General features: G+C 68.3%; 22 protein-coding genes. 1 reads left to right on the plus strand and 21 read right to left on the minus strand.

Annotated elements, in window-relative coordinates; translation table 11 throughout:
* Window positions 1-24: 24 nt before the first annotated feature.
* From QM841_RS29945 to QM841_RS29975, 7 genes are all read right to left on the minus strand, one after another.
* The gene (locus QM841_RS29945; RefSeq protein ID WP_283334798.1) at window positions 25-1,068 is read right to left on the minus strand and encodes a patatin-like phospholipase family protein; all 1,044 of its coding nucleotides are present in this window, start codon (window positions 1,066-1,068) and stop codon (window positions 25-27) included.
* Window positions 1,069-1,102: 34 nt separating this feature from the next.
* Window positions 1,103-1,420, minus strand: a complete 318-nt coding sequence (locus QM841_RS29950) for a DUF2469 domain-containing protein (RefSeq protein WP_005240496.1) — start codon at window positions 1,418-1,420, stop codon at window positions 1,103-1,105.
* Between the two features lie 37 nt (window positions 1,421-1,457).
* The gene (locus tag QM841_RS29955) at window positions 1,458-2,138 is read right to left on the minus strand and encodes a ribonuclease HII (RefSeq protein ID WP_105413024.1); all 681 of its coding nucleotides are present in this window, start codon (window positions 2,136-2,138) and stop codon (window positions 1,458-1,460) included.
* Window positions 2,135-2,917 (minus strand): signal peptidase I, encoded by a 783-nt coding sequence (gene lepB, locus QM841_RS29960; protein WP_283334843.1) that lies wholly within the window; start codon window positions 2,915-2,917, stop codon window positions 2,135-2,137. Before lepB ends, QM841_RS29955 begins: the two co-directional genes overlap by 4 nt.
* 81 nt (window positions 2,918-2,998) lie before the next feature.
* A complete protein-coding gene (gene rplS, locus QM841_RS29965; protein WP_005240490.1) occupies window positions 2,999-3,340 on the minus strand; it encodes a 50S ribosomal protein L19 in 342 nt (113 codons plus the stop codon).
* Between the two features lie 94 nt (window positions 3,341-3,434).
* Complete coding sequence (locus QM841_RS29970; RefSeq protein WP_280781781.1) at window positions 3,435-4,340, minus strand: hypothetical protein; 906 nt, start codon at window positions 4,338-4,340, stop codon at window positions 3,435-3,437.
* A gap of 72 nt (window positions 4,341-4,412) precedes the next feature.
* Window positions 4,413-6,749, minus strand: coding sequence for a Tex family protein (locus QM841_RS29975; RefSeq protein WP_283334799.1), 2,337 nt, complete (start codon window positions 6,747-6,749; stop codon window positions 4,413-4,415).
* Between the two features lie 75 nt (window positions 6,750-6,824).
* On the opposite strand from QM841_RS29975, the gene QM841_RS29980 reads away from it, so the two are divergent.
* Window positions 6,825-7,859: a serine hydrolase gene (locus tag QM841_RS29980; RefSeq protein WP_283334800.1), complete on the plus strand. Its 1,035-nt coding sequence runs from the start codon at window positions 6,825-6,827 to the stop codon at window positions 7,857-7,859.
* A gap of 25 nt (window positions 7,860-7,884) precedes the next feature.
* On the opposite strand, the gene trmD is transcribed toward QM841_RS29980, so the two are convergent.
* The 14 genes from trmD to QM841_RS30050 all read right to left on the minus strand — a co-directional run bounded on the left by trmD (window position 7,885) and on the right by QM841_RS30050 (window position 23,996).
* Entirely contained in the window at window positions 7,885-8,577 is a 693-nt protein-coding gene (gene trmD / locus QM841_RS29985) for a tRNA (guanosine(37)-N1)-methyltransferase TrmD (RefSeq protein ID WP_280781746.1), read from the minus strand.
* Between the two features lie 10 nt (window positions 8,578-8,587).
* On the minus strand, window positions 8,588-9,139 hold the full coding sequence (gene rimM / locus QM841_RS29990; protein ID WP_283334801.1) for a ribosome maturation factor RimM: 552 nt from the start codon (window positions 9,137-9,139) through the stop codon (window positions 8,588-8,590).
* Between the two features lie 13 nt (window positions 9,140-9,152).
* Window positions 9,153-9,395: an RNA-binding protein gene (locus QM841_RS29995; protein ID WP_185729181.1), complete on the minus strand. Its 243-nt coding sequence runs from the start codon at window positions 9,393-9,395 to the stop codon at window positions 9,153-9,155.
* A complete protein-coding gene (gene rpsP, locus QM841_RS30000) occupies window positions 9,392-9,853 on the minus strand; it encodes a 30S ribosomal protein S16 (protein ID WP_005240477.1) in 462 nt (153 codons plus the stop codon). Before rpsP ends, QM841_RS29995 begins: the two co-directional genes overlap by 4 nt.
* A gap of 179 nt (window positions 9,854-10,032) precedes the next feature.
* Window positions 10,033-11,118: an amidohydrolase family protein gene (locus QM841_RS30005; protein WP_283334802.1), complete on the minus strand. Its 1,086-nt coding sequence runs from the start codon at window positions 11,116-11,118 to the stop codon at window positions 10,033-10,035.
* 3 nt (window positions 11,119-11,121) lie between these two features.
* Window positions 11,122-12,708, minus strand: a complete 1,587-nt coding sequence (gene ffh / locus QM841_RS30010; protein ID WP_283334803.1) for a signal recognition particle protein — start codon at window positions 12,706-12,708, stop codon at window positions 11,122-11,124.
* Between the two features lie 76 nt (window positions 12,709-12,784).
* A complete protein-coding gene (locus QM841_RS30015; protein ID WP_283334804.1) occupies window positions 12,785-15,337 on the minus strand; it encodes a [protein-PII] uridylyltransferase in 2,553 nt (850 codons plus the stop codon).
* A complete protein-coding gene (locus QM841_RS30020) occupies window positions 15,327-15,665 on the minus strand; it encodes a P-II family nitrogen regulator (protein ID WP_005240467.1) in 339 nt (112 codons plus the stop codon). The genes QM841_RS30015 and QM841_RS30020 overlap by 11 nt, the downstream gene beginning before the upstream one ends.
* 4 nt (window positions 15,666-15,669) lie before the next feature.
* Complete coding sequence (locus QM841_RS30025) at window positions 15,670-16,989, minus strand: ammonium transporter (protein WP_371113085.1); 1,320 nt, start codon at window positions 16,987-16,989, stop codon at window positions 15,670-15,672.
* Between the two features lie 258 nt (window positions 16,990-17,247).
* Entirely contained in the window at window positions 17,248-18,657 is a 1,410-nt protein-coding gene (ftsY, locus tag QM841_RS30030) for a signal recognition particle-docking protein FtsY (protein WP_280781741.1), read from the minus strand.
* Between the two features lie 66 nt (window positions 18,658-18,723).
* A complete protein-coding gene (smc, locus tag QM841_RS30035) occupies window positions 18,724-22,329 on the minus strand; it encodes a chromosome segregation protein SMC (RefSeq protein WP_283334805.1) in 3,606 nt (1,201 codons plus the stop codon).
* Window positions 22,330-22,351: 22 nt separating this feature from the next.
* Complete coding sequence (locus QM841_RS30040; RefSeq protein ID WP_011598391.1) at window positions 22,352-22,621, minus strand: acylphosphatase; 270 nt, start codon at window positions 22,619-22,621, stop codon at window positions 22,352-22,354.
* Between the two features lie 5 nt (window positions 22,622-22,626).
* Window positions 22,627-23,556, minus strand: coding sequence for an NHL repeat-containing protein (locus tag QM841_RS30045; RefSeq protein WP_280781780.1), 930 nt, complete (start codon window positions 23,554-23,556; stop codon window positions 22,627-22,629).
* Window positions 23,556-23,996 carry an OsmC family protein gene (locus tag QM841_RS30050; RefSeq protein WP_105413037.1) on the minus strand — a complete coding sequence of 147 codons (441 nt, stop codon included), beginning with the start codon at window positions 23,994-23,996 and terminating at the stop codon, window positions 23,556-23,558. Before QM841_RS30050 ends, QM841_RS30045 begins: the two co-directional genes overlap by 1 nt.
* Window positions 23,997-24,033 lie beyond the last annotated feature (37 nt).

Raw genomic sequence — 24,033 nt, forward strand, 5'->3', positions numbered from 1 at the left:
ATGCAGCACCGGCCCTTCCACCTGTCAGGTGGGCTCGCCGTCCGAATCTGCCGGAGACACAGCGGCTGCCGGCGAGACGAGACCGGCGTCGTCGAGCGCACGCCCGGTGAGAACCCGACCCAGTTCGATCATCTCGGCGGCACGATGGAAGTCGAGACTGCGGCACGCGTTCCGGGGCACCAGAACGTGCACGTCCGGTGGATACGCGGCGAGCTGATAGCGAGCCAACGTCGCCTGCATCACGTCGAGCGAACGGTTCATCACCGCGAACCGGCTGAACTTCGGGACGGCCACGGCGTCGCCCTCGACCACTGTCTGATCGCCGATCACCTGGCCGTCCTGCTCGTCCGACGGATCCGGGTCGGTCTGCGCAGCGCCGAACCGCCCCACGACCGACCGCACGATGTCCAGGTCACGCAGCTGCGCGGCGCTCCGGCGGAAGCGCGCCACCCATTCGTCCACCGGCCGCGAATCGGCGCTGACGTTCTCCGGTGACAGCGAGCGCCCGTCCCGATCCTCGGCGCTCAGGCTGATTCCGACGGTCAGGTCGGCGCTCACGGAGACGAGCGGCGCCATCGGCAAAGGGTCGAGCACCCCACCGTCGGCGAGGACTCGGCCGTTGAGCACATACGGCGTGATGACGCCGGGGATGGCGATCGACGCACGGATCGCCGCGTCGACGGGCCCTCGCTGGAACCACACCGACCGGCCCGCAGCGAGATCGGTGGCCACGGCCGTATACGGAATCGGAAGGTCTTCGATGCGGATCTCGCCGAGTATCTCCCTGACCCGTTGCAGGATCTTCTCGGCGTGGATGGCTCCGGGTGCGGACACCGACAGGTCGAGAAGACGCACGACGTCGAGCTGGGTCAGGCCGATCGCCCACCGGGTGAAGTCGTCGAGCTTGCCCGCTGCGTGGAGTCCACCCACCAGGGCACCCATCGACGAGCCTGCGACACCGACGATCTCGAATCCGCGCTCCTCGAGTACCTGGATCGCTCCGATGTGGGCGTATCCCCGCGCACCGCCGCTACCCAGAGCCAGCGCGACGCGCCTCGGTCCGGTCATCGGATGATCGTACGCGGACGAGAACTCCGGATCGTCAGGACAGACCGTTGTCGGGGAGCCGCAGGTCCGGCTTGTCGAGCTCCTCGATGTTCACGTCCTTGAACGTGATGACGCGGACATACTTCACGAAACGCGCGGGGCGGTACATGTCCCACACCCACGCATCGGACATCCGCAGCTCGAAGTAAATCTCTCCGTCCGCGTTGTGCGGCAGCAACTCCACCGAGTTGGCCAGATAGAACCGGCGCTCCGTCTCCACGACATAGGAGAACTGACCGACGATGTCCCGGTACTCGCGGTAGAGCGACAGCTCCATCTCGGTTTCGTACTTCTCGAGATCCTCGGCACTCATCGGTCTCGGAGTCCTCCTGCTCTGGTGTGAATTGTCATCATCTCGCACTTCCGGAACTGTTATCCACTCGGTGTATCAGCGCGGCGACGTTCGACCACGAGCGGCGGTGCTCCGGGCACGGGCCCAGCTTCTCGAGAGCCGCCAGGTGCGCGGGCGTGTTGTACCCCTTGTGGATCGCGAAACCGTAACCGGGATGTGTCTCGTCCATCGCGACCATCACCCGGTCACGAGAGACCTTGGCCAGCACGCTCGCCGCCGCGATGCATGCCGCCGCGGCGTCGCCGCCGATCACCGGCAGCGACGGGGCCGGCAGGCCCGGGACGCGGAAGCCGTCGGTGAGAACGTAACCCGGGGTGGTCGAGAGCCCGGCGACGGCACGTCGCATGCCCTCGATGTTGGCTACGTGCACACCCATCCGGTCGACTTCCTCGGCCGGAAAAGATACGACGCTCCACGCCACCGCGAGCCGGGTGATGGCCGGGAACAGCTCTTCACGCGTGCGTTCGGTGAGCTTCTTCGAATCGTCGAGGCGCGCCAGCGCCGGATACGGCTTCGGCGCGAGCACGCAGGCCGCCACGACGAGCGGCCCCGCACACGCGCCCCGGCCTGCCTCGTCGACACCGGCCACCGGCCCGAGGCCGCTACGGACCAGGGCCGACTCCATTGTCCGCAGACCGGACGACCTGCGAATGACGGTGCGTGGAGGCCAGGAAGTCACTTGCCCTGGATATCGGGTGAACTGATCGTGCCCATCCGCGACGGCGGCAACGCGATGAAGACGGCCTTACCGATCACGTTGTCGAGCGGGATGGTGCCTTGCATGTCGTCGCCCACGTGGTACCGCGAGTCCGCGGAGTTGCTGCGATTGTCGCCCATCACCCACAGGTGCCCGTCGGGCACGGTGACCGGACCGAAGCAGCGCGCCGACTTCAGTGCTGTGTCGCAGGCCTGGGAGCCGGGGACGAACGGGAAATCCATGACGACGTAGGGCTCGTCGAGCGGCTTGCCGTCGACCAGGATCCGGCCCTGGTCGTCGCAGCATTCGACGGTCTGACCGCCGGTGGCGATCACACGCTTGACGAGGTCGTTCTCGTCCGGGGGGACGAGTCCGACGAGGGAACCGAGTTCCTGCGCACCGCGGATCACCACGTTGGAGGACCGGGTGGAGACGAAATCCTGTGACCACGAATCGGGGCCGCGGAACACGATGACGTCACCCGGTTGCGCTTCACCGAAGCGGTAACCGATCTTCTCGACCACGATGCGGTCGCCGGTGCAGCCCGCGCACCCGTGCAGCGTCGGTTCCATCGATTCGGACGGAATGAGATACACCCGGGCGACGAACGTCTGCAACAGGAAACTCAGAACGAGCGCGACCAGAATCAGGATCGGCAACTCGCGGAGGAAGGAGCGGGGCTTCTTCTCGGGCTCCGCCGCTCCGCCGTTCAAGGCGGAGGTGGCGGCCGAATCGCCGGTGGTCTCGGATTCCGACGACAATGCCCGCTCCTTCGAAGAATCTGTCACGAAATCAGATTAGCCCGGCACTGCGAGTACGCAGTGCCGGGCTCATCGGAAAGGTCAGCGCTTTTCCTTGATCTTGGCGGCCTTGCCACGCAGATCGCGGAGGTAGTACAGCTTGGCGCGACGGACGTCACCGCGGGTGACGACCTCGATCTGCGCCAGGTTGGGGCTGTGTACCGGGAAGGTGCGCTCGACGCCGACACCGAAGGAGACCTTGCGGACGGTGAAGGTCTCGCGGACGCCGCCGCCCTGACGGCGGATCACGACGCCCTTGAAGACCTGCACGCGCTCCTTCGAGCCTTCGATGACCTTGACGTGCACGTTGAGGGTGTCGCCGGGACGGAACTCGGGAATGTCGTCGCGGAGGGACTTCTTGTCCAGGAAATCGAGAGTGTTCATCGGTGTTCCATCCTTGCGTTTTCGCAGGAGCAGAGGAACCGAGCGGCACCCGGACGTTCGAAGAACACCGGTGCTCGTCTGGTTCGTGCCCAGATCAAGTACTGCTGCCTGGTCCAGGCAACCCGTCCATTGTGCCAGACGCCACCGGGTGAAGAGAAATCGGCGGCGGCGCCGCGTGCACCACGTGGTCGAGTTCGACCTCCGCCGCCACCCTGGCATGCTCCGCGGCTTCCTTCACGTGTACCGCGCTGGGAGTTCCCGCGATGAAGTCCTGCACGAAGATCTTGGCGCGGATGACCGGCCGACGCCACTTCCGCTCCCGTTCGAGTGCGCGGAGCATCCGCTTCGGCTTGGAGGTGTAGCGCCACCGGGCCCACGGTGCGCTCGGCCGGCTCAAACGGAGCGCCCCGATCAGCAGGATCGGAAAGATGAACAGGCCGAGCAACCCCGTCCAGATCTTGCCCTTCAGCAGCACCACCGCCGCGATGAGCAGGTTGATCACGGACGACAACCCGATTGCGACCCGCACCCACGGATCCGGCGAGTCCCGGAAGTCGGTGACGTTGATCAGTTCGAGCGGCCGGAGTCCGAGCAGCAGCAGACCCGTCACCGCGATCGCCACGAACACGGCATCGACCGACGTCCGGCCCTCATCCGCCCAGTACACGTCCTGCAGGTAGAAGATCAGCGCGAACTCGTCCAGCACCAGCGCGGCGCCGATCCCGAAGAACGTGGCGAGGACGGCGCCGGTGGTCTGGGTGCCGTCCTCGTACACGGCGATGAGGGACACTCCCGACACGAGCATCGTCACGACGCCGAACACCACGTGGTGGACGTGATGCCCGCCGGGTTTCACGTTGCCCGGCCACCACGACACCTCGGCGCGGATCATCCGCACGCTCAACCGGATGAACAGGAACGCCGCGAGAAACCCGAGCAGGAAAAAGAGCAGAGGCAGGCGCCCGTGCCCGACGATTTCCCGATCCAGCCATTCGTACATCGGCATCCACTATCCCAGTAAAGAACTGGTCACTCCATCGAAAAGTGGTGGCTCGTGTCGGGATGGTGACCTCTACTTGCCGAACCCCGCCTTCCGCAGCGCGTCGGCCATCGAACCGCCGGGCGCCGGGCGGGAGTCACGCCCGCGATCGCGTCCACCCTGCTGCTGCGGCTTGCCGCCGCGCCGATCCTGCGGCTGCCCGCCGCCCCGCCGGTCCTGCCGCTGCGCGCCTCCGCCGCGGGGACCGTCGTTCTTGCGGCCGGCCCCGACCTCGTCGTCGAGCCGCAGCGTCAGGCCGATGCGCTGACGCGCCTCGTCCACCTCGAGGACCTTCACCTTCACGACGTCACCCGACTTGACGACGTCCCGCGGGTCCTTGACGAAGTTGTGGGACATCGCGGACACGTGAACGAGGCCGTCCTGGTGAACGCCGATATCGACGAACGCGCCGAACGCCGCAACGTTGGTGACGACGCCCTCGAGCGTCATCCCCGGCTTCAGGTGCGACACCTTCTCGATGCCGGCGGCGAACGTGGCCGTCTTGAACTCCGGGCGGGGGTCGCGGCCGGGCTTCTCGAGCTCACCGATGATGTCGGTGACCGTGGGCAGACCGAACCGGTCGTCGACGAAGTCCGCCGGGTTCAGGCTGCGGAGCGCGGACGTGTTGCCGATGATCTCGCGCACGCCGGTGCCGCTGGCGCCGACGATCTTGCGCACCACCGGGTAGGCCTCGGGGTGGACGCTGGACGCGTCGAGGGGGTCGTCCCCGTTGGGGATGCGCAGGAAGCCCGCGCACTGCTCGAACGCCTTCGGACCGAGCCGCGCGACGTCCTTGAGTCCCTTGCGGCTGCGGAACGGGCCGTTCTGGTCCCGGTGCGCGACGATGCTCTCTGCGAGCGAACCGGCGATACCGGACACGCGGGACAGCAGCGGCACCGACGCGGTGTTCACGTCGACGCCGACCGCGTTCACCGCGTCCTCGACGACGGCACCGAGCGACCGCGCGAGCAGCGTCTCCGACACATCGTGCTGGTACTGCCCGACGCCGATCGACTTCGGGTCGATCTTCACCAGTTCGGCGAGAGGGTCTTGCAGACGTCGCGCGATGGAGACTGCTCCGCGGATCGATACGTCGAGGTCGGGCAGCTCCGCCGAGGCGTACGCGGACGCCGAGTACACGGACGCGCCGGCCTCGGACACCACGATCTTCGTCAGGTTGGTGGCACCCGACTTGGCGATCAGCTCGGTCGCGAGCGCATCCGTCTCGCGGGAGGCGGTGCCGTTCCCGATGGCGACGAGTTCCACGCCGTGTTTGGCGACGAGACCGGCGAGAATGGCCAGGGAGGCGTCCCACTTGTTCTGGGGCTGATGCGGATAGATCGTGTCGTGGGCCACGACCTTGCCGGTGGCGTCCACGACCGCGACTTTCGTCCCGGTCCGGAAGCCGGGGTCGAGGCCCATCGTGGCGCGGGTACCGGCAGGCGCTGCCAGCAGCAGGTCGCGCAGGTTGTTGGCGAACACGTCGACGGCGTCCTTCTCCGCCGACTGCCGCAGGCGCATCCGGGTGTCGATGCCCAGCGTGACGATCATCTTGGTGCGCCACGCCCACCGCACGGTGTCGAGCAGCCACCGGTCGGCGGGCCTGCCGCGGTCGGCGATGCCGAACCGGCCGGCGATCCGGCCCTCGTAGACGGTCGGCTCGCCGGGGACGGGCTCCTCCGTGTCGGGTGCCAGGGTGAGTGTGAGCACCTCTTCCTTCTCGCCGCGCAACACTGCCAGGATCCGGTGGGACGGGAGCTTGCCGAACGGCTCGGAGAACTCGAAGTAGTCGGCGAACTTCGCACCCTCGGTCTCCTTGCCCTTACGGACCGCGGACACCAGCTGCCCGCGGGTCCACATCAGCTCGCGGAGCTCACCGACCAGGTCTGCGTCTTCGGCGAAACGCTCGACGAGGATCGCGCGCGCACCCTCGAGCTGTTCGGCCGTGTAGGACGCCGGATCAGTGGAGGGATCGGTGATCAGTGCGTCGGCGACGGGTTCGTGACCGGCCTCGCGGGCGATCTGCGCCTTGGTGCGCCGCTTCGGCTTGAACGGCAGGTAGATGTCCTCGAGGCGCGCCTTCGTGTCGGCGGTCATGATCTGCCCACGCAGCTGGTCGTCGAGCTTGCCCTGCGAGTCGATCGACTCGAGCACGGCGACCCGGCGCTCGTCCAGTTCCCGCAGGTAGCGCAGGCGTTCCTCGAGTTGGCGGAGCTGAGCGTCGTCGAGCGTTCCGGTGACTTCCTTGCGGTACCGGGCGATGAAGGGCACGGTGGCTCCACCGTCGAGGAGGTCCACGGCGGCCGCGACCTGTCCCTCCCGGACGTCGAGTTCCTCGGCAATGCGCTGGTTCACGGTCTTGAGAGTCACGGAAATGGACCCTACCGCTACTCTGAGACAATATCGTCGGCGGTGAGGCCGTCACGGAAATCTCGGGAGAATTTCATGTCCAGGCTGATCCGATGCCTGACGGTCATGGTCTTCGTGCTGGTTGCGTCGGCCTGCACCATCCCGACCGAGACGAACTCCGTGGTCGACATCCCGGCGACGTCACCGGCCGTCGCCACCCCCGACCTCCTCCCGGCCGACGACCCGCCGGCGGGGGACGGCGTGACCGTGAGCCCGGAGCCGTTCCCCTCCGCGCGAGTTCCCGTTTCCGCACCCCTCGCCGAACGCATCTCGGCGGCGGTCGCGACGGCGTCCGCCGAACGCGGCGCCGACATGTCGATCGCTGTTCTGGACCGCGCCACCGGCAGCTATCTGGAGGGTGCCGCGACCGAACCCGTCGAAACGGCGTCGTTGGCCAAGCTGTTCATCGCCGCCCAGATGTATCACCTCGACGCGCTCGGTGAGCGGCCGCTGTCCGACTTCGACCGTGTCCTCCTGAAGCGGATGCTCGAATCGTCCGACGACGACGCGGCCAACACTCTCTGGGACGATCTCGGCGGCTCGGACGTCGTCGTCGACGTCGCCGGGCGGTACGGACTCGCCGCGACCACCCCACCCTGGGACGGATTGTGGTGGAACACCGAGACGACCGCCGCCGACCTCGTGACGTTCTATGCCGGGCTTCTCGACGATCGCGACGGCCTGGGCGCGGATCGCATCGCCGAATTCGTCGGCTACCTGCGCTCGTCGACACCCGCGGGGATCGACGGTTACGACCAGCGGTTCGGCATCCCCGACGGGTTGCCCGGCGAGAACGTCGTCGGGGTGAAGCAGGGTTGGATGTGCTGTGTGGGAGATCGGTGGATCCACGTGTCGACCGGCCTGATCGGTGACGACAACCGCTACATCGTGGCCGTCGCGTCGCGGGAGGACATCCGGTACGAGGACGACGAGGAGTCGTACCCGGACACCGCGATCACGGATGTCACCGAGGATTCCAGCGCCCGGCATGCACGGGACACGATGACCGGATTCGTGAAGTCGCTGTTCCCCACCGGTGTCGTCGACGACTGGGCGCAGCCCCAGGGTTAGAGCTGCGGCAGGCCCGGAAGCCGGTTCAGGGCAACAGGTCCGGGCGGCGTTCGGCGGTGCGTTGCAGCGACTGCTCCCGTCGCCACGCAGCCACCTTCGCGTGATCACCCGACAGCAGGACCGGCGGGACGTCGAGTCCGCGCCACGTCGCCGGCCGCGTGTAGCTGGGACCTTCGAGGAGGCCGTCGGAGAACGAATCTTCTTGGTGCGACTGCTGATTGCCGAGGACTCCGGGAATCAGGCGCACGAACGCCTCGGTCATCACCAGCACGGCCGCCTCGCCCCCGATGAGGACGTAGTCGCCGATGCTCACCTCTTCGACGCGCACCCGGCGGGCGGCGTCGTCGAACACGCGCTGATCGATGCCTTCGTAACGTCCGCAGGCGAAGACGATGTGCTTCTCCCCCGCCCAGCGCTCGGCGGTGGCCTGCGTGAAAGGAACACCGGCCGGGGTGGGGACGACCAGCAGCGTGTCCGTGTCGCCGTCGCCCGCGGCGAGGACGTCGTCGAGGGCGGGCCCCCACACGGTGGGTTTCATGACCATCCCCGGCCCGCCGCCGTACGGAGAATCGTCGACGGCCTTGTGGACGTCGTGCGTCCAGTCCCGCAGATCGTGCACGTCGACGGAGATGAGGCCTTTGTCGATGGCCTTGCCGAGCAACGCCGCTCGAAGCGGTTCGAGGTACTCGGGGAAGATGGTGACCACGTCGAGACGCATGGCTACCGACTCACTTCCCGTCGGCGGATTCACCGAAGTCGGGATCGAGTAACCCTTCCGGCGGATCGATCTCGACGATGCCGTCGGCGACGGACACCGACGTGACGATCGCGGCCACGAACGGGACGAGAAGTTCGCCGGACTGTTCGCCGGCCCGGCGGACCGAGAGCAATTCGCCTGCCGCGGAATGCAATACCTCGATGACGGTGCCCACCTCGGTGCCGTCCGCGAGGCGCACCGACAGTCCCTCGAGTTCGTGATCGTAGAACTCGTCGGGGTCGTCGGACGGCTCGAGTTCGGCGCTGTCGATGACGAACAGGGTGCCCCGCAGGGCATCCGCCGCGGTGCGGTCCGACACACCCTCGAGGCGCAGCAGAAGCCGCCCGGAATGGTCCCGGGCGGCTTCCACCGTGTATGTGCTCACAGTCTGCTCGCGCGGCTTGTGTCCCCGCAGCACGGCACCCACGGCGAATCGATCGTCGGGTTCGTCGGTGCGAACCTCGACCACGATCTCACCCTTGATGCCGTGCGACTTGGCGACACGGCCGACGACGAGCTCCACTGCTGTAAGGCCTCTACTGATCGGTGTCGATGACGTCGACACGGATCCCGCGGCCACCGATACCGGAGACCAGCGTCCGCAGAGCGGTCGCGGTGCGACCACCACGGCCGATGACCTTGCCGAGATCGTCAGGGTTGACGTGCACCTCGACAGTGCGCCCCCGACGCCCGGTGATCAGCTCGACACGAACGTCGTCGGGGTTGGCGACGATGCCACGAACGAGGTGCTCCACGGCATCGGCGACGACGGCACTCACTTGTCAGCAGCCTCGGACTCTGCAGCAGCCTCGGCGGGAGCGTCGGCAGCAGCCTCGGCGTCCTCGGCCTTCGCCTTCTTCTTCTTGGGCGTGATGGCCTCGCCGACGGGCTCGTTCTCGGCCTGCGCGAGCGCAGCCTGGAACAGCTCCAGCTTGGAGGGCTTGGCTTCCTTGACGCGGAGGGTGCCCTCGGCGCCCGGCAGGCCCTTGAACTTCTGCCAGTCACCGGTGATCTTGAGGATGGCCTCGACGGGCTCGGTGGGCTGGGCGCCGACGCCGAGCCAGTACTGAGCGCGCTCGGAATCGACCTCGATCAGCGAGGGCTCTTCCTTGGGGTGGTACTTGCCGATGGTCTCGATCGCACGGCCGTTGCGGCGGGTGCGGGAGTCGGCGACGACGATGCGGTACTGCGGGTTCCGGATCTTGCCGAGCCGGGTGAGCTTGATCTTGACAGCCACTGCTGTACTTCTCCTTCAGTGCGCACACGAGTGTGCTCACGTGTCACGTGCAATTCGGCGACGCGCAGGAATAGCGCGCCCGGTTTTGCCTCTAACCTGTGACCGCCGCGCGGTGCGTGACCGGATGCGACGAACAGCGGTTCATTCTGCCAGACGAACACCGTCAGGGGGAAACCAGGTCATCGGGTCTTGACGACGGTGCCCCGCAGCACCACGACGTCGGGCGCGGCGAGGGCGTCGCTGCTCGCGCGCGGGTCGTTCCGGAAGACCAGCAGATCCGCGGGCGCACCCGCTTCCACTCCCGGATGTCCGAGCCACGCGCGCGCGTCCCAGCATGCGGCGCCGAGCGCCTCGGACGGGGTCAGTCCGACCGCCTTCAGTTCCTCGACCTCGTCGGCGATGCGTCCGTGGACGATCGATCCGCCGGCGTCGGTGCCGGCGTAGATCGGGATCCCCGCGTCGTGAGCGGCACCGATGGTGTCCTTCACCCGCGAGTGCAGGTCACGCATGTGCGCGGCGTAGATCGGGAACCGCGAGGCGGACTCGGCGATGTCCGGGAACGTCGCGATGTTGATCAGCGTCGGGACGAGGGCGGTTCCGTGCGAGACCATCAGCTCGATCGTCTCGTCGGTGAGCCCGGTGCCGTGCTCGATGCAGTCGATTCCGGCGTTGATCAGACCGGGAAGCGCATCCTCGGCGAAGACGTGCGCGGTGACGCGAGCCCCTTCGCGGTGTGCGGCCGCGATCGCTTCGACGAGGATGTCGTCGCTCCACAACGGCGCCAGGTCGCCCGCGGAGCGGTCGATCCAGTCGCCGACGAGCTTGACCCACCCGTCACCGGCCCGGGCCTGGCGCACCACCTCGTCCGGCAGTTGCGACTCGTCCTCCAGATCGACCGGCAGTCCGCGGATGTAGCGCTTGGGGGCTGCGATGTGCTGCCCGGCGCGGATGATCCTCGGCAGGTCGGGACGATCGTCGACGAACCGGGTGTCGACCGGCGAACCCGCGTCGCGGATCAGCAGGACCCCACAGTCACGCTCGGTCTCCGCCTGCGCGATCAACCCCTCGACGCTCTCGCCACCGCCGCCGCCGAACCGGATGCCGACGTGGCAGTGGGCGTCGACGAGACCGGGCACGATCCATCCCGATTCGCAGACGGTCTCGGCGCCGGGAACCGGTTCCGTCGAGATCACACCGCCGTCGACCCAGAACTCGACCGGCTGTTCGTCGGGCAGACCGGTGCCCCGGAAGTGCAGTGCGGCCATCGGCTACTTCTTCGGCAGCTTCAGCTGGGACAGGTCGATGCCCTCGAGCCCGGGCGGCAATTCGTCGAGGCCCTTCGGCATGTTCGACAGATCGGGCATCCCCGCGGGGAGACCGCCGGGCGGCATTCCCGGGAACCCGCCGGGCAGGCCGCCGGGGAATCCTCCGCGCACCTTCGGCGGCGTCGGGCCCTTGCCACCCTTCTTGCCCTTCTTGCCCTTCTTGCTGCGCTGCTGCTTCCGCGAGCCGGGCATGCCCATTCGCCCGGCCATCGCGGCCATCATCTTGCGGGCCTCGAAGAAACGGTCGACGAGCTGGTTGACGTCGGAGACCTTGACGCCCGAACCGTTGGCGATCCGCAGCCTGCGGGACGCGTTGATGATCTTGGGATCGTCGCGCTCGGCGGGGGTCATGCCGCGGATGATGGCCTGCACCCGGTCGAGCTGCTTCTCGTCGACGTTCGCGAGAGCGTCCTTCATCTGTCCGGCACCCGGGAGCATGCCCAGGAGGTTGCCGATGGGGCCCATCTTGCGGACGGCCATCATCTGCTCGAGGAAGTCCTCCAGCGTGAGCTGTCCCGAGCCGATCTTCTGGGCCGTGGCCTCGGCCTGCTCGGCGTCGAAGTGCTGCTCGGCCGCCTCGATCAGGCTGAGGACGTCACCCATGCCGAGGATGCGGCTGGCCATGCGATCGGGATGGAAGACGTCGAAGTCCTCGAGCTTCTCACCCGTGGACGCGAACAGAATGGGCTGCCCGGTGACCTCGCGGACGCTGAGCGCCGCACCACCGCGGGCGTCACCGTCGAGCTTCGTGAGCACGACACCGGTGAATCCGACACCCTCACGGAACGCCTCGGCCGTGCTGACCGCGTCCTGACCGATCATCGCGTCGAGAACGAAGATCGTCTCGTCCGGGTTCACGGCGTCGCGGATACCCGCCGCCTGCGCCATCAGGTCGGCGTCGATACCCAGGCGGCCCGCGGTGTCGACGATCACCACGTCGAACTGCTTGCTGCGGGCTTCCTCGACACCTGCCCGGGCCACCTCGATCGGGTCGGCCGCGGTGATGCCCAGCTCGTTGTCGCCGCCGCCGATGGACGTGCCGGGGTGCGGAGCGAACACCGTAGCGCCCGCCCTCTCGCCGACGATCTGCAGCTGGGTGACGGCGCCGGGACGCTGCAGGTCGCAGGCGACGAGCAGCGGGGTGTGCCCCTGGTCGCGCAGCCACTTCGCGAGCTTGCCGGCGAGCGTCGTCTTACCGGAACCCTGCAGACCGGCGAGCATGATGACCGTCGGCGGCGTCTTGGCGAACACCAGACGGCGGGTCTCGCCACCGAGGATCCCGACGAGTTCCTCATTGACGATCTTGACGACCTGCTGCGCCGGGTTCAGCGCCGCCGACACCTCGACGCCCTTGGCGCGTTCCTTGATCTTGGCGATGAACGCGCGGACGACCGGCAGCGCGACGTCTGCCTCGAGCAGGGCCAACCGGATCTCACGACAGGTGGCATCGATGTCGGCTCCGGAAAGGCGACCCTTGCCACGCAGATCCTTGAGGGTTCCGGTCAACCTGTCGGAAAGGGATTCGAACACCGAGTGCGCTCCTGAAGTCATACGAGTATGCGGTGGATATTCTCGGGCACCAGCCTAGCCGCTCACGTCCTGCCGTTCATTCTCCCCCGCTGCCCTCCTGCTTCTTCGGCTTCGTGAGCGGAACGACGCCGAGGATCGCGCTCTCGACCTGTTCCCTGCTCGCCCGGGTGTCCCCGCCGCCGAGATCGAGGCAGAACGAGTCGATCACCGAAGAACCCAGGGTGGTCACCCGCGCCCAGCGGACGTCCGCGCCGCACGTGTCGAACGCGTCGGCGAGCCGGGACAGCAGCCCCAGCCGGTCCTCGGCCCTCAGCTCGAGGATGACCTCGCCGGGCGATGCGGTGTCGAACCAGATGACCCGCGGCGGCGCCTGCGCGTACTGCACCGGAACCGCGGCTTCGCCCCGTTCCTCCACAGCGGCGACGCGCTGGCTCTCGCGAGCCTCCTCTTCCTTGGCCGTGAGCATCTCCAGCAGGTTCAGCTCCCCCGCCAGCGCGCGGATCAGCTCCTGCCGCAGCAGACCCGCTTGCGGCGGCGCCCCGAATCTCGGGGACACGACGAACGAGTTGACCGCCGACCCCTCGGCGCTGCCCAGGGACGCGGAGTAGACCCGCAGGGAGTGCAGCGCGAGCACGCCCGCCGCCTTCGACAGCAGACCCCGCTGATCGGGTGCGATGACCGTCACCACATACGTGTGGGGACTGTCGGCGGGAACCAGCGCGACGTGCACGCCACCCGACGCGGCCAGAGCCACGTGTTCCGGATCGAGCGGATCGGGTGCGGGAAGCACCTCTCCCGCCATGACCAGACGGCAGCGGCGCACGAGTTCCCCGATCAGCGACGACTTCCAGTCGCCCCACACACCGGGACCCGTCGCCAGCGAATCGGCCTCCGCCAGCGCATGCAGCAACTCCAGCAGGACGCCGTCGCCGCCGATCGCTTCCACGACCCGCTCGACCGTCTCGGGATCGTCGAGGTCCCGCCGGGTCGCGGTGTGCGGCAGCAGCAGGTGGTGGCGCACGATCGCCGTCAGCAGCGCGACGTCCGACGGCCACAATCCGAGGCGCTTACCGATCTGGGTGGCCAGTTCCGCGCCGACCACGCTGTGGTCGCCGCCGCGGCCCTTGCCGATGTCGTGCAGTAACGCGCCGAGCATCAGCAGGTCCGGGCGGGCCACGCGGGTGGTGAACCCGCTGGCATAGGCAGCGGTCTCGACGAGATGACGGTCCACCGTCCACGTGTGCACCGCGTCCCGCGGCGGCAGGTCCCGGACGGCACCCCACTCGGGAAGAAGCCTGCCCCACAGGCCGGTCCGATCGAGAGCTTCGATCGCCGCGACGGCACGGCTACCCGAGCCCAGCATCACCAGCAGATCGTTCAGCGCCTCCTTCGGCCACGGCTCGCGCAGCTCGGGAGCGTTGTCGGCCAGGCGATTCAGAGTGGACGCCGACATCGGCATCCCCGTCGTCGCCGACGCCGACGCGACCCGCAGCACGAGGCCGGGATCCTTCGCCGGCCGGGCGTCGCGCGCCAGCACCACTTCACCGGCGTGCTCGACGACACCCTCGTCGAGGGGCCGTCGCACCGGTGGTCGGCGCAACCGCGCCAGACCGCGCCGCGGCAGGGCGTGCCCGGCCGTCCGCACACCGACGTCGACGGAATAGCTGATGGTGCGTGCGGCATCGCTGAGCATGCGTGCGAGGTCGAATCGATCGCCGATCCGCAGTGCGGCGCCGATCTCGTCGGCGTCCTGCGCCCGCAGCTGATCGCGGGAGCGGCCCGCGACCCGGTGCAGTTCGGTGCGGACGTCGAGGAGCCGGCGATGTGCGAGTGCCAGTCCCCCGCCGGGCGACTCGGGACCGAGCCCGGGCATGCCGTCGGTGAGCTGCGCGATGGACAGCGCGTTGAGCAACTGTACGTCCCGCAGTCCACCGCGACCGCTCTTCAGGTCGGGCTCTGCGCGGTGGGCGATCTCGCCGCTGCGTTCCCAGCGCGACCGCGTCTGCTCGATGAGTCCGTCGAAACGGTTGCGGATGTCGGTGCGCCACTGCCTGCGGACGCCGCTGATGAGCAGATTGGTCAGCTCGACGTCGCCGACGATATGACGCGCCTCGAGCATTCCCAGAGCCGCGGTGATGTCCGTGTCCGCCACCTGTAGTGCCTGAGGGATGGTGCGGACGCTGTGGTCGAGCTTGATGTGCGCGTCCCACAACGGATACCAGAGTTGGTCGGCGACCTGCGCGACGACTGCCGGATCCATGTCGTCGTGAAGCAGGAGGAGGTCGAGATCCGAATACGGCAGAAGTTCCCGCCGTCCGAGCCCACCGACAGCGACGAGTGCGAAACCGCTGTCGGGCTTGATGCCCAGCTCGGCACCCTTTGTGGTCAACCAGAACTCGTGCAGGTCCACGAGCGCGTGACGGAGCGCTGCGGCGTCGAGCCGACGCCCGTGTCCTGCGGGATTCCTTGCGCCGGGGCCGGTCTCGGAGCCGCCGGTGAGCAGTTGCCTGCGTGCACGGGCCAGGTCCGCTGCTTCGTCCGATCCGCCTGACGCAACCGGCCCTGGTTCCGTCGCCTTGGCGACGGGACCAGGGCCGGTCTTACCGGACCCGTTGGGGTCAGAGCGCATCCGCGCCGCGTTCCCCGGTGCGCACCCGGATGACCGACTCGACCGGCGAGACCCAGACCTTGCCGTCACCGATCTTGCCGGTGCGTGCCGCTTCGACGATCACCTCGACGACCTTGTCCACAGCAGCGTCGTCCACGACGACCTCGACCCGGACCTTCGGAACGAAATCGACCGAGTACTCGGCACCTCGGTAGACCTCGGTGTGGCCCTTCTGCCGGCCGTACCCCTGGACCTCGCTGACGGTCATGCCCAGGACGCCCGCCTGCTCGAGTCCCGTCTTGACGTCCTCCAGAGTGAACGGCTTGACAATTGCTGTGATCAGCTTCATTTCCTCATCCCTCCTTGCCGGATACACGAGCAGTCGCCGAGTTTCCGCCGAGAGCGGCGAAATCGTAGCCAGTTTCTGCGTGTTCCGACTCGTCCACTCCAAGTGATTCACCCTCGTCGCTGAGCCGCAGACCGATCGTGAACTTCACGATCAACGCGACGACGGCCGTACCGACGAGCGAGTAAAGCAGTACTGCTCCGGCGCCCACTGCCTGACGCCAGAGTTGGTCGAGGCCTCCACCATAGAACAGTCCGACAACACCCGCGGGCGCCTCAGCAGTTGCGACCAGGCCGACCATCAGCGTTCCGACGATGCCGCCGACGAGGTGGACACCGACGACGTCGAGCGAGTCGTCGAACCCGAAGCGGAACTTGAGTCCGACCGCGAGCGCGCAGAGTGCGCCCGCGACGACGCCGATGGCGAGCGCGCCGAGGACGTTCACCGAGGAACAGGAAGGCGTGATGGCAACCAGGCCGGCCACGATTCCGGACGCCGCACCGAGTGTGGTGGCGTGGCCGTCGCGAATCCGCTCGACCAGGAGCCAGGCGAGCATGGCCGCGCACGTTCCGATGACGGTGGTGATGAAGGTTGCTCCGGCGATGCCGTTGGAACCGACGGCCGAACCGGCGTTGAAACCGAACCAGCCGAACCAGAGGAGGCCGGCGCCGAGCATCACGAAGGGCAGGTTGTGCGGACGGAACGGGGTGCCCGGCCATCCCTTGCGCTTGCCGAGGATGATCGCGAGGACGAGGCCGGCGGCGCCGGCGTTGATGTGGACGGCGGTACCACCCGCGAAGTCGACCGCGGCGAGCTTGTTGGCGATCCAGCCACCGGTCTCGGCGGTGACGCCGTCGAAGGCGAAGACCCAGTGCGCCACGGGGAAGTACACGACCGTCGCCCAGAGGCCGGCGAACAGCAGCCAGGAACCGAAGCGCAGGCGATCCGCCACGGCACCCGAGATGAGGGCCACGGTGATGATCGCGAACATGGCCTGGAACGCGACGAAGACCGTCGCGGGGATGGTGCCGACGAGCGGGATCGCGGAATCGGCGATCACCGAACCGGCATCGTCGGTCTCGGCGAGGTACGACCCGCCGATCAGTCCTTTGAGCCCGAAGTACTGGAACGGATCACCGACAAGGTTTCCCTTGTCCTCACCGAAGGCCATGGAGTAGCCGTAGAGAACCCACAGGATGCCGACGACACCCATCGCGCTGATGCTCATCATGAGCATGTTCAGCACGCTCTTGGCCCGCACCATGCCGCCGTAGAAGAACGCAAGACCCGGAGTCATGAGCAACACGAGCGCGGCGCTGGTCAGCATCCACGCTGTGTCCCCGGTGTCCGGTGCACCGATAGTGGGGAAATCCACCTTGAGCCTCCTCCTTCTCTGCCCAGCCGGTAGCGGCTGACGACCTGAGAAGAAGGGTGCTCAGTTGGTGTTTCGGCTGTGCCACTGCACTGTTTCGCGCGCGTGAACGCATCGGCCTATTTTGTTGCGTGCAGGTTTCGCCAGGCGATTTGCGGTCGGTTTCAGCCCGCCTGAGCGGTCCGGGAGCCCGAGACGACCCGGATCGCTGCGTCAGCCGAGCAACGCGTCGACGAAGGCACCCGGCTCGAACGGCGCCAGATCGTCGGCGCCCTCACCGAGTCCGACGAGCTTCACGGGAACCCCGAGTTCGTGCTGAACCTGGAACACGATGCCGCCCTTGGCGGTGCCGTCGAGCTTGGTGAGCACCACCCCGGTGATGTCGACGACCTCGGCGAACACCCGCGCCTGCGCGAGGCCGTTCTGCCCGATGGTCGCGTCCAGGACGAGGAGGACGTCGTCCACCGACGCCTTCTTCTCGATGACCCGCTTCACCTTGCCCAGCTCGTCCATCAGTCCGGTCTTCGTGTGGAGCCGGCCGGCCGTGTCGATCAGCACGACGTCGACGCCGTTGTCGATTCCCTTGGCCACGGCATCGAACGCGACGGCCGCCGGATCTGCGGCTTCCTTCCCGCGCACCACCTCGGCGCCCACCCGCTCGGCCCACGTCTGCAGCTGGTCCGCGGCGGCAGCACGGAACGTGTCGGCGGCACCGAGCAGGACACGCCTGCCGTCGGCCACGAGAACACGCGCGAGCTTGCCGGTGGTCGTCGTCTTGCCGGTGCCGTTCACACCGACGACCAGCAGGACCGCCGGGTGGTCGTCGTGCGGCAGGGCACGGATCGAGCGATCGAGTTCCGGCCGGAGTTCGGCGACCAGGACTTCGCGGAGGAGCGCACGGGCATCGGCCTCGGTGCGGACGCTGCGCGACGCCATCTGCTCACGCAGCGACGTGACGATCTTCGTGGTGGTCGCCGAGCCGAGGTCGGCGATGAGGAGCGTGTCCTCCACCTCTTCCCAGGAGTCCTCGTCGAGATCGCCGCCGCCGAGCAGTCCGAGCAGGCTCTTGCCTACGGCGGACTGGGAACGGGACAACCGCCCACGCAGACGGTCGAGCCGCCCCTCCGTGGGAGCGATGACGTCGAGCACCGGCGCGGCGGGGGCCGGTGCGGCTTCGGCTTCGGGTTCGGGCGCGGGCGCGACCTCGGGTTCCGGTTCGACCTCGGGTGCGACGACCGGTTCGTACGTGACCGGCTCCGGCGGGACCGTCGGCTTCTCCGGGGCCTTCTCCGGCTCGGGCGCCTTCTCCGGTGCCGGGGGTGCGACGACCTCGGGTTCGGGTACGACGATCTCGGGTTCGGGCACCGGCTTCGGCAGAACCGGCTCGGGCGCAGGCGGACGTGGCGGCGCCGTCGCCGTCGACCCCTGGCTGAAGTTGAACCCGCCGTCCGCGCGGTAACTGCCCGAACGGTCCTTCTCCGCCGTGGTGACCTGCGGGGTGTCCGGCGCCTTCAGGGAGATTCGGCGACGCCGATACAGCAGGGACCCGACGACGAGAACGACGAGAAGTACGGCCAGTGCGGCCGCGATGGCAATCCAAGCTCCGGTAGTCACGCCGCCCATTGTTTCAGGCTCCGGATTTCGTTGCTCACTGCCTTCCCACGCGCACAGTCCCGGCTCGGACCGGAATCAGGCGTCCGCGGCCGCCATGTCCTGGCCACGGAGCCGCTGGGAGATGACGGTGGTGATGCCGTCGCCGCGCATGCTGACGCCGTAGAGCGCGTCGGCCACCTCCATCGTCGGCTTCTGGTGGGTGATGACGATCAGCTGCGACTTCTCCCGCAACTGCTCGAACAATCCGATCAGACGACGCAGGTTCGTGTCGTCCAGTGCGGCCTCCACCTCGTCCATCACATAGAAGGGGGACGGCCTGGCCCGGAAGATCGCCACGAGCATCGCCACCGCCGTCAGCGACTTCTCGCCACCGGACAGCAACGACAGCCGTTTGACCTTCTTGCCGGGCGGCCGGGCCTCCACCTCGATGCCGGTGGTCAGCATGTCCGACGGGTCGGTGAGCACCAACCTGCCTTCACCGCCGGGGAACAGTTTCGCGAACACCTGCACGAATTCGCGTTCGACGTCCGAGTAGGCCTCGGTGAATACCTGCAGGATACGGGCATCGACGTCGGCCACCACCCCGAGGAGATCCTTGCGGGCGGTCTTCACGTCCTCGAGCTGTGTCGAGAGGAAGTTGTAGCGCTCCTCGAGCGCGGCGAACTCCTCGAGTGCCAGCGGGTTGACCTTGCCGAGCGTCGCCAGGTCCTTCTCGGCACGTTTCGCGCGACGCTCCTGCGTGGCGCGGTCGTACGGAATCGGTGCGGGCATCGTGACCTGCTCGCCGCGCTCCTTCGCCTGCTCGTACTCCTCCATCTCGAGTGCGGACGGCGGCAGCGCGACGTCGGGGCCGTATTCGGCGATCAGATCGTCCAGGCCGATGCCGTGCTGTTCGAGGATCGCCTCCTCGAGTTGCTCGATGCGCAGCGCAGCCTGGGCGCGAGCCACCTCGTCGCGGTGCACGGCGTCGGTGAGCGACGCCAGCTGTCCGCTCAGCTGACGCACCCTTTCCTTCACCTGTTCGAGTTGGGTGGTCCGCTCGGTGCGGGCCCGCGCGAGTTCGTCGCGGTGCGCCATCGCGGCGTCGACGACGTCACCGAGGTGCTCGGCGACCCGCTGCCCGGACTCGGCGACCGCCGCCGCGACCGCGGCCGCGTTCTGGCGCGCCTTCATCGCACGTTCGGCCCGGGCGCGCGCGTCGCGTTCCACCTGTGCGGCGCGGCGCAGGGAATCCGCCTTGCCGCGCACCGATTCGGCACGCTCCTCGGCCGTGCGCACCGACAGTCGGGCTTCCACCTCCACGGCACGCATTTCGGCCAGCGCCGCGGCCGCCATCTCACGATCGATGCTCGTCGTGTCGGATCCACCCGTGTCGGCGCCGGAGGACGACCCGTCCTGTTCCGCCAGGCGCAGCCGTTCCTCGAGTTCGGCGAGCGCGGTCAGCGTGTCCTCGCGACCGCTCTCGGCCTTGTCCCGCTGCGCCATGAGCCGATCGGATTCGGCGTGCGCGGCCCGCGCGGCCTGGCCGAGGCGGCCGAGGCGCTCGTAGATGGCGGACATCGCGGCGTCGGATTCGTTCAGCGCGGCCAGTGCCTGCTCGGCGTTCTCCTGGCGGTCGGCCTGTTCCGCGACCGCGCCGGACAGTGCCGCGGACAGTTCCTCGGCGCGACGTTCGGCGCGGGCCAGATCCTGCACCGAGTTGTCGATGGCGGCCTGGACCTCGAGGGTGCTCGGCTGACGGTCCGAGCCGCCGCTCATCCAGCCCGTTCCGAGGAGATCTCCGTCTCGGGTGACGGCGCGCACGTCGGGCCTGCGCCGGACGGTCTCGACGGCGTCGTCGAGGGAATCGACCACGACCACTCCGCCCAGGAGCGCTGCGAGCCCGGTCCGCAGTTCGGCGGGGCAGTCGATGACGTCGACGGCCCACCGGGCGCCGGAGTCCAGGTGCCCGCCGTCACCTGCGACGTGATCGGTGCCGATGAACAGGGACGCCCGTCCGCTGTCCGTTTCCTTCAGCGCACCGACGGCGCCGCGGGCGGCGTCGAGGGATTCGGCGACGACGGCGTCCGCGGCGGGGCCCATGGCCGCGGCGACAGCACCCTCGTATCCCTTCTCGACGGTGATGAGTCCACCGATCGGTCCCCGGATGCCGTGCTGCGCCCGATTCTCGACGAGCCAGCCGGCGCCGTCCTTGCGTTCGAGGCCCATCGACAGCGCGTCGATCCGGGCACGCAGGGATGCCACTTCCTGTCCGGCGGCGCGCTCCTCGGCCTGGAGTTCCGTGACGCGTTCGGTGATCAGGCGCAGTGCCTCGACGGCACGCTCGTGGTGGGAATCCAGCCCGAGCTCGCCGGCGTCGAGGTCACCGATCTCGTCCTGGACCACCTCGAATTCGGACTGTGCCGCGTCGCCGCGCTGCCGGGCCTCTTCGATTGCGACGGTCAGCCGGGACACTTCGGCGTCGACGGAGTCGGCGCGGGTGCGCAGCGTGTCGACCTGCCCGGACAGCCGGGCCAGGCCTTCACGGCGGTCGGCGATCGCCCGGACCGCCGCCATGTGAGCGCGTTCGGCCTCGGCGGCGGTCTCCTCCCCCAGTGCCAGCTGCTCCTTGGCCGCGTCCAGCGCCGCGCGCGCCATCTCGACGGCTTCGACGAGCTCCATTTCCTCCGCGGCGATCCGGTCGGCGCGGGCCTCCATCTCGTCCGGATCCTGACCGCGGTTCGCGGAGGGCTCGGAGTCGAGGTGGCGCGCCCGTTCGCGGGCGATGCGGATGGTCGCGTTGACGCGCTCCGCGAGTGCCGACAGCTGGAACCACGTCTGCGCGGCCGCTTCCGCACCCGGTGTGAGCCTCGACAGTTCCTGTTCGTGCCGTCCGAGCTCCAGATTGGCCTCGTCGAGCGCCTCGGTGACCTGGTCGTGCTGCTCACGCGCGACCTTCTCGTCCTGAGCCTGGTTGGCCAGCTCCTCGCGCCGCGTGACCAGGTCGTCCGCGGCGAGCCGCAGCTTCGCGTCGCGGAGGTCGGCCTGCACGGTCTGGGCGCGGCGCGCCACCTCGGCCTGCCTGCCGAGCGGTTTGAGCTGGCGCCGCAGTTCCGCCGTGAGGTCGTTCAGGCGCGCCAGATTGGCCTGCATGGCGTCGAGTTTGCGGACCGCTTTTTCCTTGCGCTTGCGGTGCTTGAGAACGCCGGCTGCTTCCTCGATGAATGCGCGCCGATCCTCCGGTCGGGATTCGAGGATGGCGGCGAGGCGGCCCTGACCGACGATCACGTGCATCTCCCGGCCGATGCCGGAGTCGCTGAGCAGTTCCTGCACGTCCATGAGCCGGCACGAGCTGCCGTTGATCTCGTATTCTCCGGCGCCGTCGCGGAACATGCGCCGGGTGATCGACACCTCGGAGTAGTCGATCGGCAGGGCGCCGTCGGAGTTGTCGATGGTCAGCGTGACCTCGGCGCGTCCGAGGGGCGCCCGCCCGGCGGTGCCGGCGAAGATGACATCTTCCATCTTGCCGCCGCGCAGTGCCTTCGCCCCCTGCTCGCCCATCACCCAGGTGAGCGCGTCGACGACGTTGGATTTACCCGACCCGTTGGGCCCTACGACACAGGTGATTCCCGGCTCGAATCGCAGAGTCGTTGCGGACGCAAAGGATTTGAATCCCTTCAGCGTCAGACTCTTCAGATGCATGACGGAGAACTTTACCTGCGGTTCACCGTTCCACGAACCCGGTGAGGTCGCCGCGGGCGGAATCCCATTGCTCCACGACGAGATCAACCGCGCCCGGTGTGTCTCCCGACCGCAGCAGCGTCAGCAGGGTTTCCAGCTTGTCCCGAGGCCCCTCGGCGATGACGAGCACGCGGCCGTCCTTCTGGTTGGCCGCGTATCCGACGAGGCCGAGTTCCAGCGCGCGGGCGCGGGTCCACCACCGGAATCCCACACCCTGCACGAATCCGTGCACCCACGCGGTCATTCTCTCCATGTCCGTCACGACCGTTCGAGCTTGTAGATCTTCCCGGTGAAGCTGGTGGCATAGAGCGCGTCAGGATCCCAGCCCGGTCCGGCGCCGAACCGCACCGAGGACACGAGCGGCAGTCCGGACGCCAGGGCGCAGCTCTCCCCCGTCGTGGGATCGACCCGCACCACCTTGCCGCCGCCGTTGTAGGCGACGTAGACGATGCCGTCCGGTCCGGCGGTGAGGTCGTCGGCCGCGTTGAGGGGCCCGGAGCCGGGCAGCGCGACGGAGACAACGGGTCCGCCGAGGTCGTCTTCGCGGAGGATGCGCAGCGTGGTGGTCGTGTCGAACGTCGTCACCGTGTAGACGTTGCCGTCGTGCGCGGAGAGACCGTCGACGGTGCCGAGATCGGTGCGGACGACCTCCGGTGTGTGGGGATCCGCCGCGGGGACGCGCGTCAGTCCCGCCCCGGAGCCCAAATTCCGGGTGGTGAGGATGTCTCCGTTGCCCAGCCGGACCAGCCCGTTCGGCATGACCAGTCCCTCGGCCACGGTGCGTGTGTCACCCGTGTCGAGGTTCACGACGTCGACCGTGCCGCTCGCCGAGCCGGTGACCCCGGCGGCGAAGGAGTTCCCCGTGGCGAAGTACGCGTCGGCGCCGTCCACGGCGATTCCACCGGGCGACTCGACCTCGGGCACGACCGGGGTGACAGTGCCGTCGGGGGCGACCCCGTCGAGGGCTCCGCCGCCCACCAGGCCTGTCCGCGACACCAGCATGGTGCCCGCGCCGTCGAAGGCCAGGTTCTCGAGAACACCCGCCCCGGACGTCACCTCCGACACCGACCACGGGGTGCACGCACCGCCGGGGGGCGAGAACGCGGGCCCGGCGGCCGCGGGCGCGACCACGAGCAGACCCGCGCAGAGCGCCGTCCCGCCCGCGAGTGCGGCCAGCTCACGACGCATCATGCTTCCCTCTGGACGGTCAACGTCACTTTCGTCCCGGCCTTCAGCGTCCGCCCGACCGTGCAGACCTTGTCGACCGACCGTTCCACGAGCGCCACCAGACGCTCCTGCGCGTCGGCGTCGAGCTCGCTGAGGTCCAGCTCCAGCACCTCGTCCAGCTGCGGGTACACCTCGTTCTCCCGGTCGGCGGCACCGGACACCCGGATGGTTGCGTCGTAGTTGTCGCCCAGTCGCCGCGACAGCGGGAAGTCCGAGCTCATTCCACTGCACGCGGCGAGTGCGATCTTCAGGAGTTCCCCGGGGGTGAACACGCCCTCCACGCCCTCGGAGCCGATCAGGACCTCGGCGCCGCGCGAGCTGCGGCCCGTGTATCGCCGGGTGCCCGTCCGCTCGACCCACAGTGAGGTGGGCGCCGTCGTGTCGGAAGTCTGTTCTGCCATGGGTCAATCCTGCCACCGATCGACGCAACGCCAGGTA

The organism is Rhodococcus sp. IEGM 1307 (genome assembly GCF_030056915.1).
In the GTDB taxonomy this organism is placed as follows: Bacteria; Actinomycetota; Actinomycetes; order Mycobacteriales; family Mycobacteriaceae; genus Rhodococcus_F; species Rhodococcus_F opacus_D.

Coding starts and splice junctions, on each gene's coding strand:
- QM841_RS29945 (WP_283334798.1), bottom strand. CDS start 1,068: ATGACCGGACCGAGGCGCGTCGCGCTGGCTCTGGGTAGCGGCGGTGCG.
- QM841_RS29950 (WP_005240496.1), bottom strand. CDS start 1,420: ATGAGTGCCGAGGATCTCGAGAAGTACGAAACCGAGATGGAGCTGTCG.
- rplS (WP_005240490.1), bottom strand. CDS start 3,340: ATGAACACTCTCGATTTCCTGGACAAGAAGTCCCTCCGCGACGACATT.
- QM841_RS29970 (WP_280781781.1), bottom strand. CDS start 4,340: ATGTACGAATGGCTGGATCGGGAAATCGTCGGGCACGGGCGCCTGCCT.
- QM841_RS29980 (WP_283334800.1), top strand. CDS start 6,825: ATGTCCAGGCTGATCCGATGCCTGACGGTCATGGTCTTCGTGCTGGTT.
- trmD (WP_280781746.1), bottom strand. CDS start 8,577: ATGCGTCTCGACGTGGTCACCATCTTCCCCGAGTACCTCGAACCGCTT.
- QM841_RS30005 (WP_283334802.1), bottom strand. CDS start 11,118: ATGGCCGCACTGCACTTCCGGGGCACCGGTCTGCCCGACGAACAGCCG.
- QM841_RS30015 (WP_283334804.1), bottom strand. CDS start 15,337: ATGCGCTCTGACCCCAACGGGTCCGGTAAGACCGGCCCTGGTCCCGTC.
- QM841_RS30020 (WP_005240467.1), bottom strand. CDS start 15,665: ATGAAGCTGATCACAGCAATTGTCAAGCCGTTCACTCTGGAGGACGTC.
- QM841_RS30025 (WP_371113085.1), bottom strand. CDS start 16,989: ATGCTGACCAGCGCCGCGCTCGTGTTGCTCATGACTCCGGGTCTTGCG.
- ftsY (WP_280781741.1), bottom strand. CDS start 18,657: ATGGGCGGCGTGACTACCGGAGCTTGGATTGCCATCGCGGCCGCACTG.
- smc (WP_283334805.1), bottom strand. CDS start 22,329: ATGCATCTGAAGAGTCTGACGCTGAAGGGATTCAAATCCTTTGCGTCC.
- QM841_RS30040 (WP_011598391.1), bottom strand. CDS start 22,621: ATGGAGAGAATGACCGCGTGGGTGCACGGATTCGTGCAGGGTGTGGGA.
- QM841_RS30045 (WP_280781780.1), bottom strand. CDS start 23,556: ATGCGTCGTGAGCTGGCCGCACTCGCGGGCGGGACGGCGCTCTGCGCG.
- QM841_RS30050 (WP_105413037.1), bottom strand. CDS start 23,996: ATGGCAGAACAGACTTCCGACACGACGGCGCCCACCTCACTGTGGGTC.